The 14,871-nt window shown below is 34.8% G+C and carries 13 protein-coding genes; 9 read left to right on the top strand and 4 right to left on the bottom strand.

What is annotated here, in order from left to right; all coding sequences use genetic code 11:
* Positions 1–165 precede the first annotated feature (165 nt).
* The 4 genes from T513_RS0107970 to rpmH are packed head-to-tail and all read right to left on the bottom strand — an operon-like array spanning position 166 to position 2,173.
* Positions 166–765, bottom strand: a complete 600-nt coding sequence (locus T513_RS0107970) for a Jag family protein (protein WP_029070841.1) — start codon at positions 763–765, stop codon at positions 166–168.
* A gap of 9 nt (positions 766–774) precedes the next feature.
* Positions 775–1,665: a YidC/Oxa1 family membrane protein insertase gene (locus T513_RS0107965; protein WP_029072850.1), complete on the bottom strand. Its 891-nt coding sequence runs from the start codon at positions 1,663–1,665 to the stop codon at positions 775–777.
* Complete coding sequence (rnpA, locus tag T513_RS0107960) at positions 1,666–2,001, bottom strand: ribonuclease P protein component (protein ID WP_029070839.1); 336 nt, start codon at positions 1,999–2,001, stop codon at positions 1,666–1,668.
* Positions 2,002–2,038: 37 nt separating this feature from the next.
* Positions 2,039–2,173, bottom strand: a complete 135-nt coding sequence (rpmH, locus tag T513_RS0107955; protein ID WP_006504672.1) for a 50S ribosomal protein L34 — start codon at positions 2,171–2,173, stop codon at positions 2,039–2,041.
* Between the two features lie 476 nt (positions 2,174–2,649).
* Between rpmH and dnaA the strand changes: the two genes are divergently transcribed.
* From dnaA to serS, 9 genes are all read left to right on the top strand, one after another.
* Positions 2,650–4,002, top strand: coding sequence for a chromosomal replication initiator protein DnaA (gene dnaA / locus T513_RS0107950; protein WP_029070838.1), 1,353 nt, complete (start codon positions 2,650–2,652; stop codon positions 4,000–4,002).
* Between the two features lie 138 nt (positions 4,003–4,140).
* On the top strand, positions 4,141–5,244 hold the full coding sequence (dnaN, locus tag T513_RS0107945) for a DNA polymerase III subunit beta (RefSeq protein ID WP_029070837.1): 1,104 nt from the start codon (positions 4,141–4,143) through the stop codon (positions 5,242–5,244).
* 174 nt (positions 5,245–5,418) lie between these two features.
* Positions 5,419–5,628, top strand: a complete 210-nt coding sequence (locus T513_RS0107940) for an RNA-binding S4 domain-containing protein (protein ID WP_029070836.1) — start codon at positions 5,419–5,421, stop codon at positions 5,626–5,628.
* A complete protein-coding gene (recF, locus tag T513_RS0107935; RefSeq protein ID WP_031589700.1) occupies positions 5,622–6,713 on the top strand; it encodes a DNA replication/repair protein RecF in 1,092 nt (363 codons plus the stop codon). Before T513_RS0107940 ends, recF begins: the two co-directional genes overlap by 7 nt.
* Positions 6,713–8,656: a DNA topoisomerase (ATP-hydrolyzing) subunit B gene (gene gyrB, locus T513_RS0107930; RefSeq protein ID WP_029072847.1), complete on the top strand. Its 1,944-nt coding sequence runs from the start codon at positions 6,713–6,715 to the stop codon at positions 8,654–8,656. The genes recF and gyrB overlap by 1 nt, the downstream gene beginning before the upstream one ends.
* Before the next feature lie 14 nt (positions 8,657–8,670).
* The gene (gene gyrA, locus T513_RS0107925) at positions 8,671–11,118 is read left to right on the top strand and encodes a DNA gyrase subunit A (RefSeq protein ID WP_031589699.1); all 2,448 of its coding nucleotides are present in this window, start codon (positions 8,671–8,673) and stop codon (positions 11,116–11,118) included.
* Positions 11,119–11,228: 110 nt separating this feature from the next.
* Positions 11,229–12,596, top strand: a complete 1,368-nt coding sequence (locus T513_RS0107920) for an alanine/glycine:cation symporter family protein (protein ID WP_031589698.1) — start codon at positions 11,229–11,231, stop codon at positions 12,594–12,596.
* Between the two features lie 12 nt (positions 12,597–12,608).
* Positions 12,609–13,574 carry a homocysteine S-methyltransferase gene (gene mmuM, locus T513_RS0107915; protein ID WP_029070832.1) on the top strand — a complete coding sequence of 322 codons (966 nt, stop codon included), beginning with the start codon at positions 12,609–12,611 and terminating at the stop codon, positions 13,572–13,574.
* Between the two features lie 101 nt (positions 13,575–13,675).
* The coding region (gene serS, locus T513_RS0107910) for a serine--tRNA ligase (protein ID WP_031589697.1) at positions 13,676–14,871 on the top strand (1,196 nt) is incomplete at its 3' end.

The raw sequence follows: 14,871 nt of genomic DNA, 5'->3' as shown, positions 1-14,871 counted from the left end.
CAGCTTTCTCCTTTCTAAAGACTCGGAAATAGGATTTCCTGTATGTATATTATACCATATATTTTAACCGCCATTCATCCCACGGCCTAAAGGCACGTGGGTTTTCTGTCGGGAACTTTATAAACACATCATTAAAAAAAGAAAACCAGTGAAATTCACTGGTTTTTAGTCTACATAATGAATTGTAATGAAACGATTTCTTCCTTCGCCCTGAGACTCCGTACTTAAATGTTCCATTTCTGCAATAGCCTGATGCATGATTTTTCTTTCATCAGCTGGAAGAGGATCAAGTGCAACATCGATATGTGTTCTTTGTACCTGCTTACCAAATCTCTTGGCCATAGCTAATACTTTCTTATAACGGTTTTCTTTATAGCCGTTGATATCAAGACTCACTTCAATTCTTTCTTTAAATGTAGTTGCAACTGCGTTTTTAGTAATAAAGTTTAATGTTCTTAAAATCACACCTGCTTTACCGATTAAGATTGAGTTATTGTCGGTATCAATATTGCAGTAGATGCGATCATCTTGTTTAAATGTCACGATTTCTACTTCAAATCCCATATCATTCAAGATTGTAGTGACATAGTCTTTGATATAATCTTCTACCATCTTTTCACAATAACATTCAATGACAACTTTCTTAGAGAATAAACCTCTTTTTTCATCGATGATGTTATATTTTAATTCTTCAGATGTTATCCCTAATTCTTCACATGCAACACGTTTTGCATCTTCTAATGTTTTTGCTTCAAATGTTTTCATGTTAATCACCTATCTGATGACATTAGCGTCTTTTTTTTCTTTTTCTTCTTTAGCATTCTCAATGAACTTAATCTGAATAAAGATTGTTCTAATAACTGTAATCACGTTTGTAGTGATCCAATAGAATGACATAGCTGTTGGCATAACCAAACCGAAATAAACGATCATGATAACCATCATGTAGTTCATCATCTTCATAGAACCCTGCTGAGAGCTTTCTTTGTAGTTTGGATTACGTTTAAGCATGAAATTGTTAATTTCAATAGCCGCAAACTGTGTTAAGGCCATGATCGCAATAATAACTGCGTATCCCCATAAACCTTTAGTGATCTGAGACATAGGTGTTACACCTAGGCTCAATCCAAATGCTTTTGCTGAATATAAGATCTTAACTCTCTGTACTGACTGCCACATTGCAATCATGATTGGCAATGATAAGAATGTAGCGAAACCACCAAACATTGAGACATTGTTCTTTTTGTATAGTGCCTGAATTTCAGCAGACATTCTCATCTGTGACTGCTGATCGTTCTTACCTTTATAACGATCCTGAATCTTCTGCATTTCTGGCTGAATAAGCTGCATCTTCTGCATTGAGACAGTTGATTTGATCATAATCGGTAAGATAATCAAGTTAATTAATACAGTCATACCAACAACGCCCCAAAGGACATTACCAGTAAGATTGTTTAATAAGATGATTCCCTTTGCGATAGGAATAACAAGAATAAAGTCAAATAATCCTGCACTTGGAGACCACTTTGTTGCTTCAGTGATAGCACGTGCTGGTAATAAGTGTCCTTTCGCATCAAGGTTATTTGCACATCCTGTTAAAACCAATACAAAAGCAAATAAGGCAAAAATCTTTAAATACTTCTTAGTGCGTACGTCTAATACCATTTACTTTTCCATCCTTTTTAATGTTTTTTTATATAAGGATATAAGAAGTTTCTTATTGTCTTCATAAGAACCATCAAGATACTTATTCCTTACTATAATAATATAGTCACAATTCTGATCAAAATCAAAGCCATCATGTACCATCATTCTGACCTGTCTCTTGATTTTATTTCTGACATGAGCTTTTCCTAATTTCTTAGACACAGAAATACCAACTCTTAGCGGAGAAGAAGATGGATCATAATAAAGAACAAATGCCTTATTAGCGACACTTTTTCTTTTTTTTATGATCTTTTCAAAATCCTGACTTTTCTTGACTCTTCTTGATTTTTCCATATTTTTTTAGAAAAAAAAGCCACAAAGTGGTGACTTTTTAAGCAGATAAAACTTTTCTTCCTTTTTTTCTACGTCTAGCAATTACTTTTCTTCCGCCAACTGTAGCCATTCTTGCTCTAAATCCATGAGTCTTTGCTCTTTTTCTTTTATTTGGCTGATATGTTCTTTTCATATTCACTTACCTCCGATTTTTTTAAATTACTTTATACTAAGCTAACATATGCTACCACATTATATTTGAAATCACTTTTCAAGTCAACAAAAATCCTAAAAAGATTCGGTAAGTAGGGCTTTTTTGGTCATAAATCACCACTTGTGCACAAGTTATTCATATATGAATTTGAATTGTTCACAGATGTGAATAAAGTTATTTTTTGCTTTTTTCTTGGGAATAATTATATGTGCATAACCTGTGAATAAGTATGTGCGCTAAAAAGTTACTCACAGTTATTCACAAATTTGTGGGTGTGCATATCTTAGTTATCCACAATTCACATTACAACACAAATATGTGCGTAACTTTCTTTATTCACATAAGAATACGCCAAAAATGGTGAATAAGTGTGTGAATATATTGTGGATAACTTTTTTTCATCTTCATTTTATTCACAAAATACATTATAATGTTGACGGAAAGAAGGTGAATTAATGAATCTTCAGGAAAATTGGTCACAATGCCTACCTAAGATTAAACCTCAGATTGACGATTCTGTCGTATTTGATTCTTTTATTCATGATCTCCAGGCTCGCACATATGAAGGAAATTCCATCATACTGACAACTCCTTTTGAATTTAATGTTGGTATCGTCGAAGAATACCTTCCTTTAATGGCTGAGATCTATAATAGCGAACACAATACACACTATGAGCTTAAGCTCCTTTCTGATTCGCAATTTGAAAAAGAATATAATAAAAAAGAACTTCAGGAAGAAGAAGAAATCCCTGAGTTCTCTGATAATCTCAATCCTGATTTTACCTTTGATAATTTCGTCGTCGGCAATTCCAACAGAATCGCCCAGAATGCATCATTAGCTGTTGCCATGAAACCAGGTACAGCTTACAGTCCTCTTTTTATTTATAGTAATTCTGGTCTAGGAAAAACCCATCTTCTTAATGCGATTGGTAACTATATTAAAAAGAAAGATCCTAAAAAAATGGTTTTATATGCTTCAAGTGAGCAATTTGTTAATGATTATATTTCATCATTAGGAAATGGTACCATCAAGGAATTTAATTTACGTTATCGTAATATTGATACCTTATTAATTGATGATATCCAGTTTATCGCATCAAAAGAATCTTCTAGTGAGATGTTCTTTAACATCTTCAATAGTCTACAAAATGACAATAAACAGATTGTCATTACCAGCGATAAGCCACCTAAAGATCTAAAAGGGATGGAAAATAGACTTGTTTCTCGTTTTACAAACGGATTAACAGTCTCAATTGATACTCCTGAATTTGAAACTTCTAAAGCAATCCTTCAAAAGAAGCTAGAGATCGAAAAGGTGGATTATCCTATTAGTGAAGAAGTACTCGACTTTATTTCATCTCATTTTAATAGGGATGTAAGGGAACTAGAGGGATCTTTAAAAAGACTGCTTTTCTATAAGCTTGTATTTGGTCAATCTAAAGAATCCATTGATCTTGAATTTGCATTAGAAGCTTTCGCTGATAGCTATAAGACTGAAGAAACGAAAACTGTACAAAATGATCTGACAGTCGATGAAATTAAAAAATGTGTAGCGACATATTATAATTTAAGTGTTTCTCAGATTAATTCTAAATCACGTACATCCAATATTATTGTGGCAAGACATATTGCCATGTATCTTGTTAGAAACTTAATTTCAGATATGTCATTTATTCAGATTGGTAAAGAATTTGGTGGAAGAGATCATTCTACTGTCATGAAGGCATGTGATAAGGTAGAAAAGAATATGAAGAAGGATGCCATGTATAAAAAGGCTGTCCAGGAGATTAAAAAGAAATTAAGTTAGTCACAATTGTGCACAACTCATTCACAATTGAAATCCACTTTTTATTGTGAATAATTCGATAGATTTTAAGTTATGCACATTTGTGCACAATATTATTATAATTAATATAATAATATATATAAAATAAAGGAGAAAAAAATGAAATTTGTAATTAAAAGAACTGTCTTGTTAAATGCATTATCTAAAGTATCACGAGCTGTATCTTTAAAAAGTCCACTTCCTGTATTGACAGGTATTAAATTTGAATTATTAGATGATGGATTAATTCTTACAGGTAGTGATAGTGATATTACTATTCAAACTAAAATTACTGATGATATTGAAATCATTGAAACAGGTGGCGTTGTTCTTTCTTCTAAATATATTTTAGAGATTATTAAGAAAATTGATTCTGATGATGTTCATATTTCAATCCTTGATGGAACATTAACAAGAATTGAAGGTTCTTCTTCTAAGTTTGATTTAAATGGAACACCAATCAATGATTATCCTCGTGTTAATATGAATACAGAAGGGATTCCTCTTCAGTTACGTGCTTTCTTATTAAAAACTGTTATTGAAAAAACTTCATTTGCGACTAGTGAAAAAGAAACTAGACCAGTACTTACTGGTGTTAATTTCCATGCTAAAGATGGAAAGATGGTTGCTATTGCGACTGATAGCTACCGTTTAGCTCAGAATGTCATTAATTTAGAAGATGAACAGTCATTTAATATTATTGTTCCTAAGAAATCATTAACTGAGATTTCTCGTATTATTGAAAAAGATGAAGAAATCAACATCTTTGTAAGTGATCGTAAGATTCTCTTTGTTATTGATGATTTCTACATTCTATCTCGTTTAATTGATGGTACTTATCCTGATACATCACGTCTTATTTCTGATGCTTATGATTATTCTTTATCAGTAAATAGTTCTGTCTTATTAAGTGCCATTGATCGTGCTTCATTATTCTCAGTTGATTCTACTAATATTGTTACATTGAATATGAGTCCTAATCATGTTGTTCTTTCTTCATATTCTCAGGAAATTGGTTCTGTTGAAGAAGATCTTTCTGCTTCTTTCTATAAGGGAGAAGAATTAGAGATTTCATTTAGTGCAAGATATTTATCTGATGCGATTAAGTCAGTTGGTAGTGAAACTGTTAAAATCTTGTTTACTGGAACTATGAGACCTTTCATCATCAAAGATGTTGAAAGAGATGATAATATCCAAGTCGTTCTTCCAGTACGTTCTTATTAATAATTGAGGAGACAAATAAGGAGGTTATCTTCTTATTTGTCTCTATTTTTTGATTTAAGAGTTTTTTTGGATTTTCTATAGTAAAAATCCTATAGCCGTTTTCACTCTTATTTTCTTCATTTTTTACTGTTTTTATGATATAATATGAAAGATTAAGGTAAAAGGAGTGAAACTATGAAAGAGTTAGTTATTCATACAGAATATATCACTTTAGGGCAGGCATTAAAGCTTGCTGGTGCGACTTCGTCAGGTTTTGAATCGAAAGTAGTCATCACTGAGGGAGAAGTAAGTGTCAATGGTGAAGTGGAAACACGTCGTGGTAAGAAGCTTCGTGATGGTGATGTATTTACATACAATGGTGAATCCTATAAGGTGTCATGCTAATCAAGACGCTTCAATTGACTTCTTTTCGTAATTATAAAAAAGAGTCATTTCTGTTTGACCCTTTTATCAATATATTAATAGGGGATAATGCGCAAGGTAAAACGAATGTCCTGGAAGCTATTTATCTTCTTTCTTCAGGAAGAAGCTTTAAAGGTCCTTCTGAGAATATGATTTACTTTGATGATGAGTTCTCTATTGTAGAAGGGGAAGCTGTTTCTAATGCGATGCCTCTTCATCTTAAGATTGTACTTTCTTCCCAAGGGAAAAAGGCGATATTGAACAATAAGGATATTAAACGTTTAAGTGAGTATATCGGCTATTTGAATGTTATTCTTTTTCAGCCTGAAGACTTGCTTTTGATAAAGGGGAACCCAAGCAAAAGAAGAAAGCTTATAGATCGTGAGCTATCAAAGATATCTCCGATCTATATGTATAACATCACGAAATACAATAAGCTGCTTAAGGAACGTAATGTCTACTTGAAGACATTGAAGTCTAAACATAAGAAAGCAGATCTTTATTTGGAAGTATTGAGTGAACAGATGGCTGAATTACAGGTAGATCTGATTCAAAGAAGAATTGCTTTCGTAGAGCTTCTTCATTCTTTTAGTTCTACTTTATATCAATATATTGCCAATGATGAATTGTTGATGATTGGATATGAAACGCAATATAAAAAGATTGATAAGGATACAATTTTAGCACGATATAAGGATCATTATGATCGAGATATTCGCTATGGAAAGACACAGGATGGTCTGCAAAGAGATGATCTGAAGATTACTCTTAATAAGAAAGATGCAACACAGTTTGCATCTCAAGGTCAGCAGCGTGCGATTGTGCTTTCTATCAAGATGGCCTTATTGGAAATTGTAAAGAAACAAGTAGGAGAATATCCAATTCTCCTGCTTGATGATGTTTTAAGTGAGCTTGACGATACGAGAAAGACGAAGCTTCTTAATTTAATTGATGGTAAAGTACAGACTTTTGTAACAACTACATCAATTGAAGGACTTCATCATTCTCTTATTGAGAAAGCTAAGAAAATAGAGATTGTAAATGGATCTATAAAGGAGGAGTCTTAATGGAAGACAATAAAGTCCAGCATAGTTATGGCGATTCTGATATTCAGGTCTTAGAGGGACTTGAAGCTGTCAGAAAAAGACCAGGTATGTATATTGGGACAACATCAGCGAGGGGTCTACATCATCTTGTATGGGAAATTGTAGATAACTCTATTGATGAAGCATTAGCCGGATACTGTACAAAGATTCGTGTCATTATGATGCCTGATGGTGTCATCAAGGTTGTCGATAATGGTCGAGGTATGCCTACCGGACATAATGCAAAAACAGGATTAAGTACAATTGAGACAATCTTCACTGTTCTCCATGCCGGAGGTAAATTTGGTGAAGGTGGATATAAAGTATCAGGTGGTCTTCACGGTGTAGGGGCTTCCGTTGTTAATGCCCTAAGTGAATGGCTGGAAGTTTATGTTCATCGTGATGGTCATATTTACTATCAGCGTTTTGAAAACGGTGGAGCTCCAGTAGATGAGTTAAGTATCGTTGGAGATTGTGATGATACTGGTACAACTGTTATGTTTAAAGCAGATGCTCAGATTTTCACTGAAACAACGACTTATGATTTTGAAACATTAAATCAGCGTATTAGAGAACTTGCATTCTTGAACAAAGGTTTAAGAATTGTTCTTGAAGATGAACGTGGAGAAGGGGAACCTGTTATTAAGGAATACCACTATGAAGGTGGATTAAGAGAATATGTTGCTTTCCTTAATGCATCTAAGACACCTCTTCATGATGAAATTATTGATTGTGAAGGTTCTGGTAAGTTTATTGAAGATGATGATGTTCAAGTAGAAATCGCTATTCAATACAATGATGGATATCAGCCTAATATTTATTCTTTCTGTAATAATATCAATACGCATGAAGGTGGTACTCATGAAGAAGGATTTAGAACTGCCTTAACAAGAGTTATCAATAGTTTTGCAAGAAAGACAGGATTCTTGAAAGATAAAGATGATAATCTTTCTGGTGAAGACTGTCGTGAAGGATTAACTGCTATTATTTCAGTTAAGCATCCTGATCCTCAGTATGAAGGTCAGACAAAGACTAAATTAGGAAATGCGGAAGTACGTAGAATTACCAATAATGTATTCTCTAAAGCATTAGAAAAGTTCTTATTGGAAAACCCTGATGTCGCAAAAGTTATTCTTGATAAATGTTCATTAGCTTCTAGAGCGAGAATGGCTGCTAAGCGTGCAAGAGAAATGACAAGAAGAAAGACTGCTCTTGATATTTCTAACTTGCCAGGTAAGCTTGCGGATTGTTCTTCTAAGGATCCTAGTGAATGTGAAATCTTCATTGTCGAAGGGGACTCTGCCGGAGGAAGTGCCAAAACCGGTAGAGACAGAAGAACACAGGCTATCTTGCCTTTAAGAGGTAAGATCTTGAATGTGGAAAAGGCAAGACTAGAAAGAATTCTAGGCAATGCGGAAATCAGATCGATGATTACTGCATTTGGTACAGGAATTGGTGATGAATTTGATCTTGATAAATTAAGATATCACAAGATCGTTATCATGACCGATGCCGATGTCGATGGTGGTCATATCAGAATATTGATGTTGACATTCTTATATCGTTTCTTAAGACCACTTATTGAAGAAGGTTATGTCTATGCAGCACAGCCACCACTTTATTTATTAAGACACGGCAAGGAAGATCATTATTTATATAGTGATTATGAACTAGATAAACTTAGAGAAGAATTAGGACCTACTGCTAAATATTCTATTCAGCGTTACAAAGGTCTTGGTGAAATGAATGCTGAACAGTTATGGGATACAACAATGAATCCAGATAACCGTGTATTGCTTCAGATTAATCTTGATGATGCTATGCAGGCAGATCTTCTCTTTGATAAATTAATGGGTGAAAATGTAGAACCAAGAAGAGAGTTCATTAAAGAAAATGCAAAATATGTAGAAAATCTTGATATTTAAGAAAGGAATACTTTATGGAAGATCGTGGAATAAAGAATATAAATCTAACTAGTGAAATGAAAAAATCCTTTCTTGAATATGCAATGTCCGTTATCGTATCACGTGCATTGCCAGATGCAAGAGATGGATTAAAGCCAGTTCAAAGACGTATCATCCATGGGATGAACGAATTAGGCTGTTATAGTGATAAGCCATATAAGAAGTCTGCCAGAATTGTTGGGGACGTCATGGGGAAATATCACCCACATGGTGACTCTTCAATCTATGAAGCATTAGTAAGAATGGCACAGGACTTCTCTTATCGTTATATGCTCGTAGATGGACATGGTAACTTTGGTTCAATCGATGGCGATGGCGCAGCCGCTATGCGTTATACTGAATCAAGAATGTCTAAAATTTGTATGGAAATGGTTAGAGATATTAACAAGGAAACTGTAGATTTTGTCCCTAACTATGATGGAGAAGAAAAAGAACCTTCTGTTCTTCCTTCTCGTATACCAAACTTACTTGTAAATGGTACAACTGGTATCGCCGTTGGTATGGCTACCAATATTCCTCCTCATAACTTAGGAGAAGTTATTGATGCGATTCTAGCGATATCAAAAAATCCAGATATCACAATTACTGAAATCATGGATAATTATCTTCCAGGACCTGACTTCCCAACTGGAGCCTATATTCTTGGAAGAAGTGCTATCAAGAAAGCCTATGAGACTGGTAATGGATTAATTACCATGCGTGCTAAATCTGATATTGAAGATATCGGAAATGGCAAGAAGGCGATTATTGTCACTGAGATTCCTTACATGGTCAATAAGGCAAGATTAATTGAAAAGATTGCAGAACATGTAAAGAATAAGAATATTGAAGGTATTACTGAATTAAGAGATGAAAGTGATAGAGAAGGTATTCGTGTTGTCATCGAATTAAGAAGAGATGTACAGCCTGAAGTCATCTTAAATCAGTTATATAAGTTAACTTCTTTACAGACTACTTTTGGTGTTAACACAATTGCACTTATCAATAATGAGCCTAAGACTTTAACATTAAAAGATTTAATTATGACATATCTTGAACATCAGGAAGATGTCATTAGAAGAAGAACACAGTTTGAATTAAAGAAAGCAGAAGATCGTGCTCATATCCTCGATGGATTAAATAGAGCTATCGATCAGATTGATGCGATTATTGAATTAATTCGTTCTTCTCGTACAACTGAAATCATTCAGCAGAGATTAATGAACGAATTTGATATGTCTGAAAGACAGGCTAAAGCTATTCGAGAAATGCAGCTACAGAGATTGGCTGGTTTGGAAAGAGAAAAGATTCAGAATGAATTGAATAGCTTACTTGAAACAATTGCGGACTTAAAGGATATTCTTGCCAACAAGGAAAGAATTATTGAAATTATCGATAATGAACTTCTTGAAATCAAGGCAAAATATGCGGATGAAAGACGTACTGAAATCATTCAGGGTACGTTTGATATTGAAGATGAAGATTTAATCCCAGTTGATGATATCATCATCTCACTTACTACAAACGGTTATGTTAAACGTATGCCAGTAGATACATACAAGGCGCAAAATAGAGGTGGAAAAGGTATCAAGGGTATGGCTACAAACAATGATGATGTTGTTGATAGCTTACTTAATATGTCCACTCATGACCACTTGTTGTTCTTTACAAACGCTGGTAAGGTTTATCGTCTAAAAGGATATAATATTCCTGAGTTTGGTAGAACAGCTAAAGGATTGCCTATTATCAATCTTTTAAATATGGATAAGGGTGAATCTATCAAGTCTATGATTTCAATCAAGAGCGATGAAGTCTCTGATAAAAACTTCTTATTCTTTGTAACTAAGAAGGGTATTGTCAAGAGAACACCACTTGCGGAATTTGAAAGAATTAGACAGACTGGTAAGATTGCGATTAGCTTAAAAGATGATGATGAATTAGTTGATGTTAAATTAACAGATGGTCATTCAGAAATTCTATTGGCAGCTGCCAATGGTAAAGCTATCCGTTTTGATGAACAGGATGTAAGAGCAATGGGAAGAAGTGCTTCCGGGGTTCGTGGTATGAATGTTGATGGCAGCAGTGTTATTGGCATGACTACTAATTCGGAAGGTGAAAAGATCATGATTGTTACTGCTAACGGTTATGGTAAGATGTCTTCTCTTGATGAATATCGTCTTGCTAAACGTGGTGGTAAAGGGGTTAAGACTGTTAATATTACCAACAAGAATGGACAGCTTGTCGCTTTAAGAGCGGTCAATGGTGATGAAGATCTTATGATCATGACAAGTGAAGGTATTATTATCAGATTGCCAATGGAACAGGTTAAATTTGCTGGTCGTGCAACACAGGGGGTAAGACTTATTCGTGTTGATGACGGTGCTACTGTTTCATCTATCTCAGTTGTAGAAAAGAATGAAGAGGAAGAAGAAAGTGCTGAATAGCACTTTCTTTTTTGATATTACATTACTCTATACCCAACTATAGAAAAATGGTAATGTACATTTAGGATATTCTTCTTTATAGTGAATGTATTATGTAAAGGAGAAATTTTATGGGTGCATTTTTAACAAGTATTGCAGATTTCATGTGGGGGACATGGATGACTGTTCTTCTTCTTGGAATGGGAATATATCTTTCTATCAGATTTAAGTTTATGTACAACTTCAGACGTATTGGTTTTCATTTCAAGAACACTTATGGAAAAATGTTGAAGAAGGGAGAAGGAACAGGAAGTGTTTCAGGGTTTGCGGCTGCCTGTACAGCGATGGCCAACACCATCGGTGTCGGGAATATTGGTGGCGTAGCCACAGCCATCGTATCAGGCGGACCGGGAGCTATTTTTTGGATGTGGGTGTCTGGCCTTTTCGGGATGTCTACGAAGGCATGTGAGATTATTTTAGGTCAGCGCTATCGTGTGAAGTATAATGAGTCGATGGATGAATATATGTGCGATCGCTCTTTTGTAATGAAGAATGCGCTAGGATGGAAGACAGGTGCTTTATTATTGGGGGTTGCCTGTTTTGTACTTGGTCCTTGGACTTGTTCAGTTCAAAGTGAAGCGGTAACGAGTTCTTTATTTGAAGCTTTTCATATTGATACACGTTTGACTATTATTGTATTAGGAGTTAGCTGTTTTATTACGATATTTGGGGGATTAAAGCGTATTTCAGCGATCATGGAACGTGTTGTTCCATTTATGGCAATGCTTTATATTCTCGGCGGAATTGGTATTCTTGTTACACATTATGATGCTATTATTCCAGCATTGACATTAATTGTAAAAAGTGCCTTTACACCAATGGCTGGTATCGGTGGATTTGCTGGGGCGAGTGTTAAAGAAGCTGTTCGTTTTGGGATCGCAAGAGGGCTTTATTCTAATGATGCTGGTACAGGATATGGGATTATTGCTCATGCGAGTGCTAAGACTGATCATCCAGTAAGACAGTCCTCATGGGGATGGGGAGAAGTCTTTCTTGATACTATTGTTGTCTGTTCAGTGACAGCTTTATCTATCATCGTCACAAACGTCTATATTGACTATCCTAAGACGACTTCTGCTCAGTTGACTACAGTTGCCTTCAAAACGACATTTGGACGCTATGGCGGCTATTTCATGGCTATTGCGATTGCGGTATTTGCATGGACAACTATCATTGGAATGTATTATAGCTGCGAGAAATCTGTCAATTATGTATTTGGAGATACGTTTGCCAACAAGGTGGCAACACGTATTTATATGATCTACTATCTTATCCCATGTGTGCTTTTCTATAATGTAGAAGCAACATCACTTTGGGCTATGACAGATATTTTGTCCGCTGTATATGTTATTATGACAATGATCTTTATTGTTATGAAACATAATGAAATTCTGCGATTATTTAATGATTTCTGGTATCGTTATCTTCCAGGAAAATAAGGAGAAAAAACTATGCGTACATCATTAAAAGAAACATTAGAAAAAACAAATATATTAGTTATTGATGGCTCTATGTCTACCGCTTTGGAAGCTCTAGGAATGGATCTTTCTAATAAATTATGGAGTGCAACTGCACTTATTGAACATCCTGAAAAAATCAAGGAAGTCCATAAATACTATTTTAGAGCTGGCGCTCAGTGCGGTATTACATGTAGTTATCAGGCTTCTATTCCAGGTTTAATGGAAGCAGGATATACAGAAAAAGAAGCTGAAGATTATATCACATTATCAGTTGAACTGTTTAAACAGGCACGTCAAGAATGGTGGGATGAAGAAGCATCAGAAGATGATATCTGGCCACTTTGTTTAGGGGCTGTTGGTCCATATGGCGCCTATTTAGCTGATGGCAGTGAATATAAAGGACAGTATAAAATCTCTGATGAAGAACTACGTCATTTCCATAAACGACGCATTGAACTATTATGGGATGCAGGTGCTGATCTGATTCTCTTTGAAACTGATCCATCTTTAAGAGAAGCATTAATTGAAGCTGATTTAGCAGAAGAATTAGGTGTTGATTACTGGATCAGCTTCTCATGTCGTGATGATATTCATACCTACGAAGGACAAGAAATCAAGGAATGTGCTATTGCCTTAAAAGATCATCCTCATCTACAGATGATTGGTGTCAATTGTACATATCCAACACATATTGAGAATCTTATTTTAACTTTAACAAAATATGCGGATGTACCAGTTGCGGTTTATCCAAATAGTGGTGATATCTATGATCCAAAAACAAAGACATGGTCTCCTAATAAAGATCATGTATCATTTAAGGATTATGCATTACTATGGATGAAAGCTGGCGCTAAAGGGGTAGGTGGATGCTGTACGACAAAAGCAGAACACGTATCTGATATTAAAAAAGCAAAAGAGATTTATCTTAGTGATCAAGTAAAAAAGATTAAGATATAAAAATCCTAAATTATTGAAAGAAAAGTCCTTTGAATGGGACTTTTCTTTTAAATTTATATGTTGTATAATTTGCAGTGAAAACTACATAAAGGAGTATTATCATGATTGATATTGCAAAGTTAAGAGAAAATCCAGAAGCGGTTAAAGAAAATATCAAGAAGAAGTTCCAGGATCATAAACTTCCTCTTGTAGATGAAGCTGTAGAATATGATAAAAAATTAAGAGAAGCAATCACTAAAGGTAGTGAACTTCGTGCTGAAAAGAATAAGATCTCAAAGAGCATCGGTGCGCTTATGAGAGAAGGCAAGAGAGAAGAAGCTGAAGAAGCTAAGGCTAAAGTTAAATCCATCAATGAACAGCTTCCTAAGCTTGAAGAAGAAGAAAAAGAATATAATGAAAAATTAACTGAAGTTATGTATCAGATTCCTAACTTCATTGATCCATCAGTTCCAGTAGGAAAAGATGATTCAGAAAACGTTGAAGTACAGAGATTTGGTGAAGCTAAGGTTCCTGATTTCGAAATTCCTCATCATGCGGATATTATCGCAAGAGTTAACGGAATGGATAAAGAATCTGCTGGTAGAACTTCAGGTGAAGGTTTTTATTACTTATTAGGAGATGTCGCTCGTTTACACGAAGCAATGTTAGCGTATGCGAGAGATTATATGATCGATAGAGGATTCACTTATGCTATTCCTCCATTTATGATCAGATCATCAGTTGTTAATGGTGTTATGTCATTTGAAGAAATGGATGCCATGATGTATAAGATTGAAAATGAAGACTTATTCTTAATTGGTACATCTGAACATTCAATGATCGGACGTTTCCAGGGTCAGATTGTTAAATCAGAAGATCTTCCAATTAGAATGACATCTTATTCTCCATGTTTCCGTAAAGAAGGCGGAGCTCATGGTATTGAAGAAAGAGGATTATACCGAGTTCATCAGTTCGAAAAAGAAGAAATGATCGTTTTATGTGAACCAGAAAAATCAATGGAAGAATATGAAAAGATGTGGAAATACACAGTTGAAGTATTCACTAACATGAATGTCCCAGTAAGACAGTTAGAATGCTGCTCTGGCGATTTAGCTGATCTTAAAGTTAAATCATGTGATGTTGAAGCATGGTCTCCAAGACAGCAGAAATTCTTTGAAGTTGGTTCATGTTCTACATTAGGTGATGCTCAGGCAAGAAGACTTGGTATCAGAGCTAAGAACGATAAGGGTACTTACTATCTTCATACATTAAACAATACAGTAGTCGCTACTCCAAGAGGATTAATTGCGGTTATTGA

Source organism: Kandleria vitulina DSM 20405, assembly GCF_000702065.1.
GTDB classification, from domain to species: domain Bacteria; phylum Bacillota_I; class Bacilli_A; order Erysipelotrichales; family Coprobacillaceae; genus Kandleria; species Kandleria vitulina.
This window is presented reverse-complemented; position numbering and strand designations above follow the sequence as displayed.